At 73.3% G+C, this 16,680-nt stretch carries 13 protein-coding genes; 4 read left to right on the forward strand and 9 right to left on the reverse strand.

All coding sequences use genetic code 11. The features are described 5' to 3' along the window. Positions 1-131: 131 nt before the first annotated feature. The 4 genes from ACFVGO_RS34730 to ACFVGO_RS34745 form a co-directional block, all read right to left on the reverse strand. Positions 132-1,439 (reverse strand): glycoside hydrolase family 18 protein, encoded by a 1,308-nt coding sequence (locus ACFVGO_RS34730; RefSeq protein WP_380636119.1) that lies wholly within the window; start codon positions 1,437-1,439, stop codon positions 132-134. A 219-nt stretch (positions 1,440-1,658) separates the two neighbouring features. After that, positions 1,659-4,304: an aconitate hydratase AcnA gene (gene acnA, locus ACFVGO_RS34735; protein ID WP_359909979.1), complete on the reverse strand. Its 2,646-nt coding sequence runs from the start codon at positions 4,302-4,304 to the stop codon at positions 1,659-1,661. 183 nt (positions 4,305-4,487) lie between these two features. Continuing rightward, entirely contained in the window at positions 4,488-4,643 is a 156-nt protein-coding gene (locus ACFVGO_RS34740) for a hypothetical protein (protein WP_359909976.1), read from the reverse strand. Then, positions 4,640-5,713, reverse strand: a complete 1,074-nt coding sequence (locus ACFVGO_RS34745) for a hypothetical protein (protein ID WP_380636122.1) — start codon at positions 5,711-5,713, stop codon at positions 4,640-4,642. The genes ACFVGO_RS34740 and ACFVGO_RS34745 overlap by 4 nt, the downstream gene beginning before the upstream one ends. Before the next feature lie 30 nt (positions 5,714-5,743). Between ACFVGO_RS34745 and ACFVGO_RS34750 the strand changes: the two genes are divergently transcribed. The 3 genes from ACFVGO_RS34750 (at position 5,744) to ACFVGO_RS34760 (ending at position 7,304) form a co-directional block, all read left to right on the forward strand. Next, positions 5,744-6,091, forward strand: a complete 348-nt coding sequence (locus ACFVGO_RS34750; RefSeq protein WP_380636124.1) for a hypothetical protein — start codon at positions 5,744-5,746, stop codon at positions 6,089-6,091. A gap of 195 nt (positions 6,092-6,286) precedes the next feature. After that, positions 6,287-6,688, forward strand: a complete 402-nt coding sequence (locus tag ACFVGO_RS34755; protein ID WP_380353518.1) for a type II toxin-antitoxin system VapC family toxin — start codon at positions 6,287-6,289, stop codon at positions 6,686-6,688. An 82-nt stretch (positions 6,689-6,770) separates the two neighbouring features. Continuing rightward, complete coding sequence (locus tag ACFVGO_RS34760) at positions 6,771-7,304, forward strand: superoxide dismutase family protein (protein WP_380353516.1); 534 nt, start codon at positions 6,771-6,773, stop codon at positions 7,302-7,304. An 84-nt stretch (positions 7,305-7,388) separates the two neighbouring features. On the opposite strand, the gene argF is transcribed toward ACFVGO_RS34760, so the two are convergent. The 3 genes from argF to ACFVGO_RS34775 all read right to left on the reverse strand — a co-directional run bounded on the left by argF (position 7,389) and on the right by ACFVGO_RS34775 (position 12,761). Then, positions 7,389-8,390: an ornithine carbamoyltransferase gene (gene argF / locus ACFVGO_RS34765; protein WP_359909961.1), complete on the reverse strand. Its 1,002-nt coding sequence runs from the start codon at positions 8,388-8,390 to the stop codon at positions 7,389-7,391. 124 nt (positions 8,391-8,514) lie between these two features. Then, positions 8,515-11,223, reverse strand: a complete 2,709-nt coding sequence (locus ACFVGO_RS34770; protein ID WP_380636127.1) for a polynucleotide kinase-phosphatase — start codon at positions 11,221-11,223, stop codon at positions 8,515-8,517. After that, positions 11,220-12,761 carry a 3' terminal RNA ribose 2'-O-methyltransferase Hen1 gene (locus ACFVGO_RS34775; RefSeq protein WP_380353507.1) on the reverse strand — a complete coding sequence of 514 codons (1,542 nt, stop codon included), beginning with the start codon at positions 12,759-12,761 and terminating at the stop codon, positions 11,220-11,222. The genes ACFVGO_RS34770 and ACFVGO_RS34775 overlap by 4 nt, the downstream gene beginning before the upstream one ends. A gap of 141 nt (positions 12,762-12,902) precedes the next feature. Here ACFVGO_RS34775 and dapD point away from each other — a divergent pair, with 141 nt between their 5' ends. Further along, positions 12,903-13,907, forward strand: a complete 1,005-nt coding sequence (dapD, locus tag ACFVGO_RS34780) for a 2,3,4,5-tetrahydropyridine-2,6-dicarboxylate N-succinyltransferase (protein WP_359909952.1) — start codon at positions 12,903-12,905, stop codon at positions 13,905-13,907. Between the two features lie 189 nt (positions 13,908-14,096). On the opposite strand, the gene ACFVGO_RS34785 is transcribed toward dapD, so the two are convergent. Together ACFVGO_RS34785 and helR are read right to left on the reverse strand one after the other, a co-directional pair. Further along, positions 14,097-14,396 (reverse strand): DUF6087 family protein, encoded by a 300-nt coding sequence (locus tag ACFVGO_RS34785; protein ID WP_380636129.1) that lies wholly within the window; start codon positions 14,394-14,396, stop codon positions 14,097-14,099. Between the two features lie 118 nt (positions 14,397-14,514). Then, positions 14,515-16,671, reverse strand: a complete 2,157-nt coding sequence (gene helR, locus ACFVGO_RS34790; RefSeq protein WP_380636131.1) for an RNA polymerase recycling motor ATPase HelR — start codon at positions 16,669-16,671, stop codon at positions 14,515-14,517. Positions 16,672-16,680 lie beyond the last annotated feature (9 nt).

A 16,680-nucleotide genomic window follows, 5' to 3' on the forward strand; every position in this document is an offset into this window, starting at 1 on the left:
GTGCAGGAGTTTCGCTGAGCCGGCGACGGACGGGAGGGCATGGCGTGGTGGGGGCGCGCTCGGACGGCGCAGCCGACGGCGTGGCGGGGCCCGCCGCGGGTGCGTCCGCGGCGGCCCCGGATGCGGGGCGGTCAGTCGCGGCGCAGACCGCGGTCCAGCGCGGCGATCGCGCTGCCCTGGGCGTCGTCGCCGTCCAGCGACCAGACCATCACCCCGGCCAGGTCGTTCCAGCGCGTGTACCGCGCCTTCTGGGTGAGCACCTCGGCGGTGTCGTAGCTGTAGAAGGTGGTGCCGTCGTACTTCCAGGACGCGCCGTGGTCACGGTCCAGGTAGACCTTGCCCGGCAGCGCGTTGATCTCCTGGTACGAGTGGTCGGGCGCGGCCGCGGTGGCGCTCTGGAAGAGGCCGCCGCGCTTGCCGGGGGCGACGCCGGTCCAGCCGTGGCCGTACAGCGGGGCGCCGAGGACGAGCTGCTCGGAGGGCATCCCGCGCTCCTGGTAGTGCGTCACGGCGGTGTCGGCGCTGCGCCGGCGCGGGTCCGGGTCGGTCGGGTCGGAGTACAGGTTGGCCTGGTGGTTGGCCGGGCCCTTGCCCTCCCACGGACCGTGCAGGTCGTAGGTCATCACGTTCAGCCAGTCCATCGACTCGCTGAGCCGGGGCAGTTCGAGCCGGTCGGCGACGGTCTCGTTGGCGGCCACGGCGGCGGTCAGCAGGTAGTGCTTGCCCTTCCTGCCGCTCAGGGCGTCCAGCTGGTCGCGGAACTCCTGCATCAGCAGGGTGAAGTTGCGGCCGTCCTCGGGCCGGACCACGTTGCCCGCGTCCCCGCCGCCGCCCGGGTACTCCCAGTCGACGTCGATGCCGTCGAAGACGCCCGCGGCCGCGCCCTTGCCGCCCTCCGGGGAGCCGGCCAGGACCGGCACGTCGCCCTTGAGGTAGAGGTCGATGCAGGAGGAGACGAACTTCTTGCGGGCCTCGGGGGTGGCGGCCGCGTCGGAGAAGTACTTGGACCAGCTCCAGCCGCCCAGTGAGATCACCGTGCGCAGCTGGGGGTTCTTCGCCTTGAGCTTGCGCAGCTGGTTGAAGTGGCCCTTCAGCTTCTGGCCCGGGGCGTCGGCCACGCCGTCCACCGACTCGGCCGCGGAGAAGGAGCGCTGGTAGTCGTTGTGGGCGTCACCCTGGCCGGCCTCGTCGCTCTCGAAGCAGGTGCCCTCGGCGGAGACGTTGCCGAAGGCGTAGTTGATGACGGTGAGCCTGGCCGCCTGGCCGGACTCCTGGACCCGCTTGGCGGAGCTGTCGGCGCCCCACTGGGTGAAGTAGCCGACCCGCTGGCCCTTCAGCTTCGGGCCGTGCCGTCCGTCGGCGGCGTTGGCGGTGGCGGGGGCGGCGAGCAGCGCGGCGACGGTGGCGGCGGCGAGCAGGGCTGAGGCGCGAGTGGGCATACCGGACCTGTTCTCTGAAGCGACGTCAAATGGTCTGGACCAGATGAGAGAGAGGTTTAGTCCATCTGCCGTTCACCGCACAAGGGGGCGGGCCCGGTCGGTGCAGCATGCAAAAGAGGGGCCGGACCGCGATGTGCGGTCCGGCCCCTCCTCGGGCCCGTGCGGGACTCGGCCGCCGTGCCCGGTCAGCCGATGAGCCCGGTCAGTTGATGAACCTGATCAGCCGATGAGCGAGCGCAGCACGTACTGCAGGATGCCGCCGTTGCGGTAGTAGTCCGCCTCACCAGGGGTGTCGATGCGCACGACCGCGTCGAACTCGACGTCACCGGCCTTGACCTTGACGGTCTTCGGGGTGCGGCCCTCGTTGAGCTCGGTCACGCCGGTGAAGGAGAAGGTCTCCTCGCCGGTCAGGCCGAGGGACTCGGCGTTCTCGCCCTCCGGGAACTGCAGCGGCAGGACGCCCATGCCGATCAGGTTCGAGCGGTGGATGCGCTCGTACGACTCGGCGATGACGGCCTTGACGCCCAGCAGCGCGGTGCCCTTGGCGGCCCAGTCGCGGGACGAGCCGGAGCCGTACTCCTTGCCGGCCAGGACGACCAGCGGGGTGCCGGCGGCCTGGTAGTTCTGCGAGGCGTCGTAGATGAACGACACCGGCGCGTCGGCCTGGGTGAAGTCGCGGGTGTAGCCGCCCTCGGTGCCCGGCGCGATCTGGTTGCGCAGGCGGATGTTGGCGAAGGTGCCGCGGATCATCACCTCGTGGTTGCCACGACGGGAACCGTAGGAGTTGAAGTCGCGCTTCTCGACACCGTTGGCGGTCAGGTACTGCGCCGCCGGGGTGCCCGGCTTGATGTTGCCGGCCGGGGAGATGTGGTCGGTGGTGACCGAGTCGCCCAGCTTGGCCAGGACGCGGGCGCCGGCGATGTCGGTCACCGGGCTCGGGGTCTTGGCCATGCCCTCGAAGTACGGGGGCTTGCGGACGTAGGTGGACTCGGCGTCCCACTCGAAGGTGTTGCCGGTCGGGACCGGGAGCGACTGCCAGCGGTGGTCACCGGCGAAGACGTCCTGGTAGCCCTTGTCGAACATGGCCTCGTCGATGGAGCCGGCGACGGTGTCGGCGACCTCCTGCTCGGACGGCCAGATGTCGGCGAGGAACACGTCGTTGCCGTCGGCGTCCTGACCCAGGGCGTCCTTGGTGATGTCGATGTTCATGTTGCCGGCGAGGGCGTAGGCGACCACCAGCGGCGGGGAGGCCAGGTAGTTCATCTTGACGTCCGGGTTGATCCGGCCCTCGAAGTTGCGGTTGCCGGAGAGCACCGAGACGACCGCGAGGTCGGCCTCGTTGACGGCGGCCGAGACCTCCTCGGGCAGCGGGCCCGAGTTGCCGATGCAGGTGACGCAGCCGTAGCCGACCAGGTTGAAGCCCAGCTTCTCCATGTACGGGAGCAGGCCGGCCTTCTCGTAGTAGTCCATGACGACCTTGGAGCCGGGCGCCAGGGTGGTCTTGACCCAGGGCTTGACGTGCAGGCCCTTCTCCACGGCCTTCTTCGCCAGCAGGGCGGCGCCCAGCATGACGGAGGGGTTGGAGGTGTTGGTGCAGGAGGTGATCGAGGCGATCACGACCGCGCCGTTGTCGATCTCGTAGGACGAGCCGTCGGGGGCGGTGACGGCGGTCGGCTTCGAGGCCTCGGCGGAGTAGGTCGGCAGCGCCTCGGCGAACCGCTCGGCGGCCTCGGCCAGGATCACGCGGTCCTGCGGGCGCTTCGGGCCGGAGATCGACGGGACGACGGTGGAGACGTCCAGCTCCAGGTACTCGGAGTAGACCGGCTCGTGCGACGGGTTGTGCCAGAGACCCTGCTCCTTGGCGTACGCCTCGACCAGGGCGAGCTGCTGCTCGTCGCGGCCGGTGAGCTTCAGGTAGTTGATGGTCTCGGCGTCGATCGGGAAGATCGCGCAGGTCGAACCGAACTCCGGCGACATGTTGCCGATGGTGGCGCGGTTGGCCAGCGGGATGGAGCCGATGCCGTCGCCGTAGAACTCGACGAACTTGCCGACCACACCGTGCTTGCGCAGCATCTCAGTGATGGTGAGCACCAGGTCGGTGGCGGTGGTGCCGGCCGGCAGCTCGCCGGTCAGCTTGAAGCCGACGACGCGCGGGATCAGCATGGAGACCGGCTGGCCGAGCATGGCGGCCTCGGCCTCGATGCCGCCGACGCCCCAGCCCAGCACGCCCAGGCCGTTGACCATGGTGGTGTGCGAGTCGGTGCCGACGCAGGTGTCCGGGTAGGCCTGGCCGCCGCGGACCATGACGGTGCGGGCCAGGTGCTCGATGTTCACCTGGTGGACGATGCCGGTGCCCGGCGGGACGACCTTGAACTCGTCGAAGGCGGTCTGGCCCCAGCGCAGGAACTGGTAGCGCTCCTTGTTGCGGCCGTACTCGATCTCGACGTTCTGGGTGAACGCGTCCTTGGTGCCGAACTTGTCGGCGATGACCGAGTGGTCGATGACCAGCTCGGCCGGGGCCAGCGGGTTGATCTTGGCCGGGTCGCCGCCCAGCTCCTTGACGGCCTCGCGCATGGTGGCGAGGTCGACCACGCACGGCACGCCGGTGAAGTCCTGCATGATCACGCGGGCCGGCGTGAACTGGATCTCCTGGCTCGGCTGGGCGTTCTCGTCCCAGGCGCCGAGGGCGCGGATGTGGTCGGCGGTGATGTTCGCGCCGTCCTCCGTGCGGAGCAGGTTCTCCAGCAGCACCTTGAGGCTGTACGGCAGCCGCTCGGAACCCTCGACGGCGGAGAGCTTGAAGATCTCGTACGACTCGTCGCCCACCTGCAGCGAGCTGCGGGCGTCGAAGCTGTTCGCGGACACGACTGACTCCTTCTGGGTGCTTCGTGCGATATCCGGCCGTCACGCGGTGGTAAGGTCACCCTTACTTAGGCTGACCTTGCCCGCACCGCCGGCGAGCGCCTCTCGGCAAGTATCTTGATGTCGAGATATATCGTAAAGGGCAGTTATCTCGATGTCGAGATAAACCATAGTGCATGCCGTGGCTCACCGGTCGTCCGGGCCGCGCCGCTTGCGCTCCAGCCTGATCAGCCACACCGCACCCGCCACGACAGCCGCCGCCACCAGCAGCACCACCACAAGCTCACCACCGGAACCGCCGGTCGGCGAGGGGGCGATGTCGGCCAGCCGGATCGTCGTCACTCTTCCTCCTCCGTTCGCGCCCGGTTCACTCCCGGGCCCAGAACCAGCATCAGCAGCACCGGGAACTCCAGATAGGCGTGGTAACTCGCCAACGCGGCGTACACCGACCGGCCCCGGGTGTAATCCACGGCGAACAACAGGGCCAGCAGCAGCCCCAGGACCGCGCCCAGCCCCCAGGGCCGCACCCCGCGCAGCCCCGGCACCCGGGCGTCGAAGCGCTCCGCCGCCTCCGGCGCGTACCGCGGCAGGAACCACACCCAGACCACGTAGTGCATCGACTGGAGGAAGGCGAACACCGCCAGGAAGCGCAGCCCCGCCTGCGGCGTCAGCAGGGCCGGCGGGGTGTACGCCGCCGCCAGCCGGTCCGTCCAGCCACCGGGGCGCTGGGACAGCAGCCCGTCCAGCAGACCGCTCAACAACAGGGCCGGCACCAGCAGCACCCAGGCCGACTGCAACACCAGGAACGCCGCACGGCCCCGCGCCAGCCGGCGCGACCATTCGGCCAGGAACAGCAGCGGCACCACGTTGTGCAGATGGGCCAGCCCCACGAAGTGGTACGCGGGAAACGCCAGCGAGGCCGCGCCGGCCACCCCCAGCAGCACCACGCCCGCGAGCAGCAGCCGGGGACGGCCGCGCAGCCCGTACCGGCAGGCCGCCGCCAGCAGGCCGTACGCGAGCAGGATCTCCGCCGACTGGGCGGCCCGCGAAGGCGGCAGCAGGCGGCACAGCACGATGCCGGTCACCAGCGCCAGCAGCAGCCGCAGCAGCGGGCCGGTCAGCACGGCGGCGAAGCGGCCGGCCACGTAGCGCAGCTCCAGCACGTTGTGCAGCAGGCCGAAGACGGCCAGGCCCAGCACCGCCAGGCCGGTCGGCGCCCGCAGCGCCAGTGCCAGGGCGAGGACGGCCGACAGGGCGAAGCCCGCGAACGGCGCGACGCCGGGCCGGGCGGCCGGGCCGGGCGCGGGCCAGGCGGCTCCCCCGGTTCCTGCGGTGCCTGCGGTTCCGGGGGCGCCGGGGACGCCGGTGGCGCCGGTGGCGCCCGTGGTCGCGCCCGCGCTCGTGGTCGCCATGCTCCCCCTCTCCGTGGCACGATCCCCGCCGTGCGCTACCCGGTGGCCCTCGCCCTGACCCTGCTGACCGAGACGCCCATCTACACGGCCGCCCTCGTCCGCGTCGGGCGGGTCCGACCCGGGCGGGAGGAAGCGGCAGCCGTCCTGGTCAACCTGGTGACGCACCCGCTGCTCTGGTGGACCCTCCGGCACTGGACCGACGGGCCGGCGGCAGCGTACTGGACGGGCTTCACGCTCGGCGAGGCCGCGGTCTGCGCCGTCGAGGCGCTGCTGCTGCGCCCGCTCGTTGGGCTCCGCCCGCGCGACCCGCTGCCCTGGCTCGCCGCCGGCACCGCCAACGCCGCCTCGCTGCTGGCCGGCCTGCTGATCCTGTCCTGACCGCCGCCCCGTCCCCGCCCCGCCCCCGCCCGTGAGGCGGCTTCCGGGCCCCGGCATCCGGCCGGGCGGGGCAGGCACGGCGCCCACCTCGTCACGGGGCGTGAGGGGACGACAGGGATCCGCGGGACGCGCCCGCGGGCCGCCCCGGTACCGTGGCCGGTGACTCGACGTGCGGAAACGGGCAGGGGCCGACAGATGATCGTGGTGGACGCATCCGCGCTGGTACTGGCGCTCGCCGACCAGGGCCCGCGCGGGATCCGGGCCCGCGCGGAACTCGCCTCCGGCGGCGAATGGGTGGCGCCCGAGCACATAGTCATCGAGGTGATGCAGTCGCTGCGCGGGCTCTACCTGGCCAAGGAACTGACCGCCGAACGGGTCGCCGAACTCACCGGGGAACTCGCGGCGGTGACGATCCGCAAGGTCGAGGTGGCGCCGCTGCTCGGCCGGATCTGGGAGCTCAAGGACAACCTCACCCCGGACGACGCCGCGTACGTCGCGGTCGCCGAGCGGTACGGGGTGCCGCTGGTCACCGCCGATCTGCGGCTGATGCGGGCCAGCGGGCCGCGCTGCGAGATCCGGGGGATCCGGCGCGACTGAGCCGCCACGGGCCGGGTGTCCTCGGAGCCCCGGCCGCGTTAGCAGGGCGACCCCCGCCCCGCCCGTGGAAGGCCCCGTCCCGATGACCGCTCCGCTCGCCGCCGCCCTGCTGCCACTGGCCCTGCTCGTCCCCGCCACCTCGCCGGTCTCGGTCGTCGACGCCGACTTCGACCCGGCCACCGCCTTCGTCCCGCCGACCGCCATCAGCTACGCCAGCGACCTGGTGCCGTACGGCTCGCACGTTCGGATCGTCACCGACCGCTCGCTGCCCGGGCGGACGGTGCTCACCCTGACGGCCTCCGGGCTCGCCCCCGGCCACGAGTTCCCGGTGCACCTGCACACCGGAGGCTGCGGGGCCGACCCGGCCTCCTCCGGGCCGCACTACCAGGACGAGGTCGACCCGGTGCAGCCGTCCAGCGACCCGGTGTACGCCAACGAGCGCAACGAGCTGCGGCTGGTGCTGCGCACCGACGGGCGGGGCGCGGGCAGTGCCAGCACCGCGGTGGCCTGGCAGCCGCGGCCGGGCGAGGCCCGCTCGCTGGTGCTGCACGCGGGCACCCCGGCCGGCCCGCACGCGGCGGGCGACCGGGTGGCCTGCGTCAAGCTGGACGGCTGAGGCCGGGCGCCGAGCCGAGCCGGCCCCGGCCCGGCGGCCTCCGCGGCCTTCGGGCCGGGTCGGGTCGGGGCCAGTCAGGGCCGGTCAGGAGCCCAGGGTCGCGACCAGCACCGCCTTGATGGTGTGCAGCCGGTTCTCGGCCTGGTCGAACACGATGGAGTGCGCCGACTCGAACAGCTCGTCGGTGCACTCCAGCTCGGTCATGCCGGTCGCCTCGTGCATCTGCCGCCCGACCACCGTGCCGAGGTCGTGGAAGGCGGGCAGGCAGTGCAGGAACTTCACGTCCGGGTTGCCGGTGGCCCGGACGGTGTCCATGGAGACCTGGTACGGCTTGAGCAGCTCGATCCGCTCGGTCCAGACCTCCTTGGGCTCGCCCATCGAGACCCAGACGTCGGTGTAGAGGAAGTCGGCACCGGCCACGCCCTCGGCCACGTCCTCGGTCAGGGTGATCCGGGCGCCGGTCGTCCCGGCCAGGGCCTGCGCCGACTTCTGCACCTCCTCGGTGGGCCAGAGCGCGCGCGGGGCGACGATCCGGATGTCCATGCCGAGCAGGGCGCCGGTGACCAGCAGCGAGTTGCCCATGTTGGAGCGGGCGTCGCCGAGGTAGGCGAGGGCGACCTCGGACAGCGGCTTGGCGGTGTGCTCGGTGACGGTGAGCACGTCGGCCAGCATCTGGGTGGGGTGCCACTCGTCGGTCAGGCCGTTCCAGACCGGGACGCCGGCGTACTCGGCCAGCTCCTCGACGACCTCCTGGCCGTGGCCGCGGTACTCGATGCCGTCGAACATCCGGCCGAGCACCCGCGCGGTGTCCTTGATGGACTCCTTGTGGCCGATCTGCGAGCCCGCGGGGTCCAGGTAGGTGGTGGTGGCGCCCTGGTCGTGGGCGGCGACCTCGAAGGCGCAGCGGGTGCGGGTGGAGGTCTTCTCGAAGATCAGCGCGATGTTCTTGCCGCGCAGCCGGGGCTGCTCGGTGCCCGCGTACTTCGCCGCCTTGAGCGTGGCGGCGAGGTCCACCAGGAAGCGGAACTCCTGGGGCGTGAAGTCGAGCTCCTTGAGGAAGTGCCTGTTCCGGAGGTTGAAGGCCATGCCGGGCTCCTGGGGTGACGGGACTACGGGAAAGCGGCAAGTCTATACGATGCTCGGAATTTCTATACAGAGGCGGGCCGGAGAAGGGGAGCCCACGGGGAGCTCCCCTCCTCCGGCGCCACCCTCACAGCCGCGGGTCGACCGGCTCCGACTCCAGCGCGAGCACCGCGAAGACCGGCTCGTGCACCCGCCACAGCGGCTCCCCCGCCGCCAGCCGGTCCAGCGCCTCCAGGCCCAGCGCGTACTCGCGCAGCGCCAGCGAGCGCTTGTGGCCCAGCGCGCGCAGGCGCAGCCGGTCGAGGTGCTCGGTGTAGTCCGGACCGTAGATGATCCGCAGGTACTCCCGGCCGCGCACCTTCACGCCGGGCTGCACCAGGCCGCCCGGCCGGCCCTCGCCGCGCGAGGTGCGCACCAGCGAGGCCAGCGGCTTGACCACCATGCCCTCACCGCCCGCCGCGGTCAGCTCCTCCCACCAGGCGGTGGCCGCGGCCGTCGAGGCCTCGTCCTCGGTGTCCACCAGGATCCGGCGGGTGCGGTGCAGCACCGGCTCCCTCCGGGGCTCCGGGCGCTCCTGGTGCTCCGTGCCGTCGGCGGAGTCGGGCGCGCCAGGCCCGTCGGACGCGCCAGGCCCATCGGGCGCGTCGGCGGCCACCAGGCGGTCGATCCAGGCCAGGTGCTCGTCGTGCGGGCGCACCGCGAGGTTCGCCCCCTCGGCCGCGAGCAGCTGGAACGGCGCGAGCCGGATGCCCGACAGGCCCTCGGTCGGCCAGCAGTAGCGCCGGTACGCCTCGGTGAACGCCCGCGCGTCGGCCGCGCGCTGCCGCTGGCGGGCGGTCGGACCGGCCAGGTCCAGGCCCCGCCCGGCCGCCCGCTCCAGCGCGGACAGCACCTCCGGCAGGGCGGCGCCCGCCGCCGCGCCGACCGCCGCGTACTGGCGGCGCAGCAGCTCCACCGCCTTCAGCGACCAGGGCATCAGCTCGGCGTCCAGCAGCAGCCAGTCGGTGCCCAGCTCCTCGAACAGCCCGGAACGCTCGGCGGCCGCCCGGACCCGGTCGAGCACGGCGCCGGTCAACTCCTCGTCGGCGAGGAAGGCACGGCCGGTCCGGGTCCAGATCGCGCCGGGGCCGGCCACGCCGAAGCGGCGCTCCAGCGCGGCCCCGTCCCGGGCGACCAGCAGCACCGCGCGCGAGCCCATGTGCTTCTCCTCGCAGACCAGGTGCCGCACGCCGTCCGCCCGGTAGCCGAGGAAGGCCTCCTCCGGGTGCTCCAGGTAGCCCTCCCGGCGGGAGGTGGCGCTCGGCGCCATCGTCGGCGGCAGGTAGGCGAGCAGCCGCGGGTCCAGCGCGAAGCGGCTCATCACCTCCAGCGCGGCGGCCGCGTTCTCCTCCCGCACGGCCACCCGCCCGTGCAGCCCGGTCTCGACGGTCCGGCGCCCGGCCACGTCGGCGAGGTCCAGCGGACGGCCCTCGCGGGCGCCCGGCGCGTCGGTGATCAGCGGGCGGACCGGGGCGTACCACTCGCGCTCGGCCTCGACGCTCACCAGCTCGCGTTCCGGGTAGCGCAGCGCGGTCAGACTGCCGCCGAAGACGCAGCCGGTGTCCAGGCAGACGGTGTTGTTGACGAAGCTCGCCGACGGCACCGGGGTGTGGCCGTAGACCACCAGCGCCCGGCCCCGGTACTCCTCCGCCCACGGGTAGCGCACCGGCAGGCCGTACTCGTCGGTCTCGCCGGTGGTCTCCCCGTACAGCGCGTGCGAGCGGACCCGGCCGGAGTTGCGGCCGTGGTACCTCTCCGGCAGGCCGGCGTGGCAGACCACCAGGGCGCCGCCGTCCAGCAGGTAGTGGCTGACCAGGCCGCGCATGAACGCGCGGGCCTCGGCCCGGAACTCCTCGCTCTCCCCGGCCAGCTGGTCCAGCGACTCCTGGAGGCCGTAGGCGACGTTGACCTTCTTGCCGTCCAGCGCCCGGCCGAGCTTGTTCTCGTGGTTGCCCGGCACGCAGAGCGCGTGGCCGGCCGCCACCATGCCCATCACCAGGCGCAGCACGCCCGGGGTGTCCGGGCCGCGGTCGACCAGGTCGCCGACGAAGACGGCGGTGCGGCCCGCGGGGTGCGCGGCGTCCACCGGGCGGCCCCCGGCGTCCCGGGTGAGGGTGTAGCCGAGCCTGGTCAGCAGGGTCTCCAGCTCGGAGCGGCAGCCGTGGATGTCGCCGACGATGTCGAACGGGCCCGTGAGGTGGCGCAGGTCGTTGTAGCGCTTCTCCAGCTCGACCCCGGCCGCCGCCACCTCGGCCTCGCCGCGCAGGACGTGCACCTTTCGGAAGCCCTCTCGCTCCAGACCCCGGAGGGAACGGCGCAGCTCGCGGTGCTGGCGGGGGATCACGTGGGCCGGCAGCCGACGGTCCGGGCGGGAGCGGTTGCGCTCGGCGCACACCCCCGGCGGGACGTCCAGGACGATCGCGATCGGCAGCACGTCGTGCTCGCGGGCGATCGCGACCAGCTGACGGCGGGCCTCGGGCTGGACGTTGGTGGCGTCCACGACGGTCAGCCGGCCGGCCGCCAGGCGCTTGCCGACGATGTAGTGCAGGACGTCGAAGGCCTCGGCGGAGGCGGACTGGTCGTTCTCGTCGTCGGCGACCAGGCCCCGGCAGAAGTCGGAGGAGATCACCTGGGTGGGCAGGAAGTGGCGACGGGCGAAGGTGGACTTGCCCGCCCCGCTGGTGCCGATCAGGACGACGAGGGAGACGTCGGTGACGGGGAGGCGGCGGGGGGTGGTGCTCTCCGCGTGGTCCTGGCCCTGGTCGTCGCCAGGGGTGTCGGTCGTGTCATCGGTCATCGGGGCTCGCCTCCTTCGGGCGTCGTGGTCGCGGTGAACAGGGCCAGCTGGGTCGGGGCGCCGACCTCCTCGTCCTCCGGGCCGACCGGGCGCAGCTCCACGGTGTAGCCGTACGCGGCGGCGACCTTCCCGGCCCAGGCGCGGAACTCGGCCCGGGACCACTCGAAGCGGTGGTCGGCGTGCCGGACGGCGCCCGCCGGCAGGCTCTCCCAGCGGACGTTGTACTCGGCGTTCGGCGTGGTGACCACGACCGTCCTCGGCCGGGCGGCGCCGAACACCGCGTACTCCAGCGCGGGCAGCCGCGGCAGGTCCAGGTGCTCGATCACCTCGCACAGCACCGCCGCGTCGAAGCCCTTGAGCCGTGCGTCGGTGTAGGTGAGCGCTCCCTGTACCAGCGCCACCCGGGCCGCCTGACGCTCCGGCAACCGCTCCAGGCCCAGCTTACGACTCGCCGCCCGCAGCGCCCGGACGGAGACGTCCACGCCGAGGATCCCGGTGAACCGGGGGTCCTTGAGCAGCTCGCCTATCAACTCGCCCTGGCCGCAACCGAGATCGGCGACACGGGCGGCACCGCTCTCACGCAGCGCGGTGAGGATCGCGGCGCGGCGCCGCTCGGCGAGGGAGGGCTGCCGGGGCTCCGACTGCTCCCCGACCTCCTCCTCGGCCCGGACCTCCGCCCCGGGCCCGACCTCCTCCTCGGGCCGGTCGTCGACCGCGTTGTCGATCTCCTCGACCTCGCGGTCGTCGGCCTCCGCCAGCCGGGCCAGCTCCAGGCGCTCCATCGCGGCCCGGGCCAGCGACCAGCGCCGGGCCAGGTAGCGGCGGGTGATCAGGGCGCGCTCCGGGTGCGCCGCCAGCCAGCCCTGGCCGGCGGCGAGCAGCTTGTCCACCTCGTCCGGGGCGACCCAGTAGTGCTTGGCACCGTCCAGCACCGGCAGCAGCACGTACAGCTGCTGGAGCGCGTCGGCGAGCCGTACCGTTCCGGAGGAGAGCGCGATCCGCACGTAGCGGGACTCGCCCCACTCGGGGAACGACTCGTCCAGCGGGATGGCCGTCGCCTCGACCTGCCAGCCCAGCGGTTCGAACAGCCGGACCACCAGGGCCGGGCCGCCGCCGTCACCCGCACCGTTGGCGGGCACGGCGGGCAGGTCGATGCGCAGCGGACGGGCCCGCCCGGGCAGTTCGGGCCGGGCCGGGCAGGCGCCCTTCATCGCGGACCGGAACACCGTCCGCAGCGCCACCGCGAGCAGCGAGGACGCCGCGTACGGGCGGTCGTTGACGTACTGGGAGAGCGCGAAGTCGGGCGAGCCGCCGCGCCCCCTGCCGTCGCCCCGGCCCTTGCGGACCAGTGCGATCGGGTCGATGTCCAGCAACAGCACCGCGGTGCAGACCTCGTCCCCCGCCTCGGGGTAGAAGACGTGCGCCTCGCCGTGCGACGTGGTGAACCGCTGGACCTTGTCGGGGTGCTTGTGCAGCAGGAACCCGAGGTCCGCGGCCGGGTCCTCGGCGCTGCCGGTGGTGGAGATCGACATGAACACCCGCTGAAGTATTGCCCAGCGCCGGGGCGGCGAGCACCGGGTTTTCCCGCCCCGCGGACCGCCGACCAGCAGGTCCGACGGGTGTGTCCGCCCGGCGGGCGTGTTCGGCACCGGGGCCCCGCATTGGTTAACGTGCACGGTGTGACTGCTGAATCCACCTCGCTCGAATCCACCTCCCCGGCGAACGGCGCCGTGGCCGCCGGTCTGGCCACCATCGCCGCCGACGGCACCGTCCTCGACACCTGGTTCCCCGCCCCCGTGCTGGCCGCCGAGCCCGGCCCGGCCGGCACCGTCCGCCTGACCGCCGAGCAGGCCGAGGCCGAGCTCGGCGCCGGCGCGGCCGAGGCGCTGCGCGCCGACGCGCGCCGTGGCGTCGAGGTGGTCGCCGTGCGCACCACCATCGCCTCGCTGGACGAGAAGCCGCTCGACACCCACGACGTGTACCTGCGGCTGCACCTGCTCAGCCACCGTCTGGTCAAGCCGCACGGCCAGAACCTGGACGGCGTCTTCGGCCTGCTGGCCAACGTCGCGTGGACCAGCATCGGCCCCGTCCCGGTGGACAAGGTCGAGCAGGCCCGCCTGGCCGTGCGCGCCCAGGGCGGCCAGCTGGCCGTGTACGGGATCGACAAGTTCCCGCGGATGACCGACTACGTCGCCCCGACCGGTGTGCGCATCGCCCACGCCGACCGCGTCCGGCTCGGCGCGCACCTGGCCGTCGGCACCACCGTGATGCACGAGGGCTTCGTCAACTTCAACGCCGGCACCCTGGGCACCTCCATGGTCGAGGGCCGGATCAGCGCGGGCGTCGTCGTCGGCGACCACAGCGACATCGGCGGCGGCGCCTCGATCATGGGCACCCTGTCCGGCGGCGGCAAGCAGGTCGTCTCGGTCGGCGAGCGCTGCCTGCTCGGCGCCAACGCGGGCATCGGCATCTCGCTCGGCAGCGACTGCGTGGTCGAGGCCGGCCTGTACGTGACCGCCGGCACCCGGGTCACCACCCCGGACGGCACGGTGGCCAAGGCCGTCGAGCTGTCCGGCCAGGACAACCTGCTGTTCCGCCGCAACTCGCAGAGCGGCGCGGTCGAGGTCATCGCCCGCTCCGGCTCCTGGGGCGGCCTGAACGCCGACCTGCACGCCCACAACTGACCTGCGGGCAGCGACTGTCGGGGTCCGGCGCCGGGCGGCGCCGGGCCCCGCTCGTGTCCCGGGGCCGCTCGCGCCTCGGGGTCCGCTCCCGTCCCGGCGTCCGTTCCCGTCCCCGGCGTCCGTTCCGTCTCCGGCGTCCGGCCGCGGGTGGGATCCGGCCGCGGGTGGAGCGGCCCACCCGTGCGGACCTCAGGGCTTGCGGTGGCGCCCCGGTGCCTTCCTCGGCCGCCGCACCGAGCGCCCGGGCCGCGGTGCGCCGCCGCCCTCGATGCCGTGGAGGATCCGCTGAGCGGCGGCGTAGTCCTCGGCCACCGTCTCCGGCAGCCACTGGTAGCCGTCCCAGCGCACGATCAGCCTCGGTTCGCCCGGCGCCACATGGGCGCCCCGCTGCCGCCCGTCCATCAGCCGTACGGCCCGCAACTGCCCGACCGGCCACAGCCGTTGCTCCCACCTGGCCGCCCACGACGCCAGCGGTTCCTCCTCGTCCATCGCCCCAGTCCGGCCTCCCTCAGCCGTCGCCCGACACTCGCGTCACCCGACCGGGCGATGTGCGTTTCGGCCCCTCCGCTCCCTCCTTCCGCAACCCGCTCCCTTCGCCGCCGCCGGCTCACGAACTCCTGAGGACCACCAGCCGCTGGGTGGCCCTGGTCATCGCGACGTAGCGGTCGACCGCACCCTCGACCCCACCGCCGAACGCCTCCGGATCCACCAGGACGACCAGGTCGAACTCGAGTCCCTTGGACAGCTCCGGGGTCAGCGACCGGACCCGCGGCCGCGCCTCGAACCCGGGGGCGCCGATCACACAGGCGATCCCCTCGGCGTGGTCGGCGAGCCAGCCGTCCAGGACGGCGTCCAGCTCCGCCACCGACCCGTGCACGACGGGGATGCCGCTGCTGCGGACGGAGGTCGGCACGTTGGCGTCCGGCAGCGCGGCCCGGATCGCGGGCTCGGCCTCGGCCATGACCTCTTCCGGTGTCCGGTAGTTGATGCTCAGCGAGGCCACCGTGGTCCGGTCGAGCCCGATCCGCTCCAACCGCTCCTGCCAGGACTCCGTGAAGCCGTGCCTGGCCTGCGCCCGGTCCCCGACGATGGTGAAGCTCCGGGACGGGCAGCGCAGCAGCAGCATCTGCCACTCGGCGTCGGTCAGCTCCTGGGCCTCGTCCACCACGATGTGCGCGAACGGCCCGGCGAGCGGTTCCGGGTCGGCGACGGGCAGGGCCGTCTCGTCGACCAGGGTGTCCTGGAGGTCGCGGCCGCGCAGCATCGTCACCGCGCCCTCGCCGTCGTCGTCGGCCTGCAGCAGGTCGCCGATGACGTCGGCCATCCGCGCGCGCTCGGCGGCGGCCGCGGCCTCCCGCCGACGCCGGCGCCGGTCCGCCTCCGGATCGCCCAGCCGCTGCCGGGCCGCGTCCAGGAGCGGCAGGTCGGACACCGTCCAGGCCTGGGGCGCGTCCTTGCGCTGGAGCCTGCGGACGTCCTCGGCTGCGAGCCAGGGCGCGCACATCCGCAGGTAGGCGGGCACCGACCAGAGGTCGCCGACCAGCTCGGCCGCGTCGAGCAGCGGCCAGGCCCGGTTGAGCGTCTCGACCAGCTCCCGGTCCTGCCGCAGCGACCGGCGGAACAGCTCGGGCGAGACCCCCTCGTCCTCGTCCAGCTTGTGCATCAGGATCGTGGCCAGCTCCTCCCAGATCTGCTCGCGGGCCTCGTTGTGCGGGGTGCCCGGGTCCGGCGCGTCGAACGCGTCGGACCAGTCCTCGGCGCTCAGCCAGAGGTCGGCCCAGTGGGTGGTGACCTCCAGCCCCTCGGTGGGCGGCTCCTCGTAGAACCGGACGGCCTTCTCGATCGCCCTCACCATGTCGGCCGAGGACTTCAGCCGGGCCGCCTCCGGGTCGGCCTCGGCCCCGGCCTTCGCCCCTTCGGCGACGAGGTCCCGCACGGTGCAGGTGCGCACCCCCTCCTCGCCGAGGCTCGGCAGGACGTCGGCGACGTAGGCCAGGTAGGGCTGGTGCGGGCCGACGAACAGCACCCCGCCCCGCCGGTGGCCGAGCCGGGGGTCGGAGTAGAGCAGGTACGCGGAGCGGTGCAGGGCGACGACCGTCTTGCCGGTGCCCGGGCCGCCGTCCACCACCAGGGCGCCCCGGGAGCCGGCCCGGATGATGGCGTCCTGGTCGACCTGGATGGTGGCCAGCACGTCCCGCATCCGGGCCGACCGGCCGCCGCCCAGGCCGGCGATGAACGCGGACTGGTCGTCCAGCGCGGCGTGCCCCTCCAGGGCCTCGGCGGTGAACACCTCGTCCCAGTAGTCGGCGATCCGGCCACCGGTCCAGCGGTACCGGCGCCGGCTCACCAGGCCCATCGGATCGGCGTGGGTGGCCCCGAAGAACGGCTCGGCCGCGGGCGAGCGCCAGTCGACCAGCAGCCGTCGCCCCGCGCTGTCGGTGAGGCCGAGCCGCCCGATGTAGACCGGCTCCGGGTCGTCGGCGAGGACGACCCGGCCGAGGCACAGGTCCAGGCCGAAGCGGCGCAGGGCGCGCAGCCGACCGGTCAGCCTGTGCACCTCGATGTCCCGGTCCATCGCCTCCCGGCCGAGGCCGCCCGGCGCGCGGCGCAGCGCGTCGAGGCGGCCGGACAGGCCAGTGATCGCCTCTTCCAGGCTCTCCGCGACGGCCGCGAAGTGCCGCTCGTCCTCGCCGATCAGTGCCGGGTCGGCCTTGGCGGCGAGGCGGGCGGGAAGGTCGAACGCACTGGTGGTCCGGCTGTTCATGGCATCAGC

Source organism: Kitasatospora sp. NPDC057738 (assembly GCF_042798815.1).
In the GTDB taxonomy this organism is placed as follows: Bacteria; Actinomycetota; Actinomycetes; order Streptomycetales; family Streptomycetaceae; genus Kitasatospora; species Kitasatospora lactacystinica.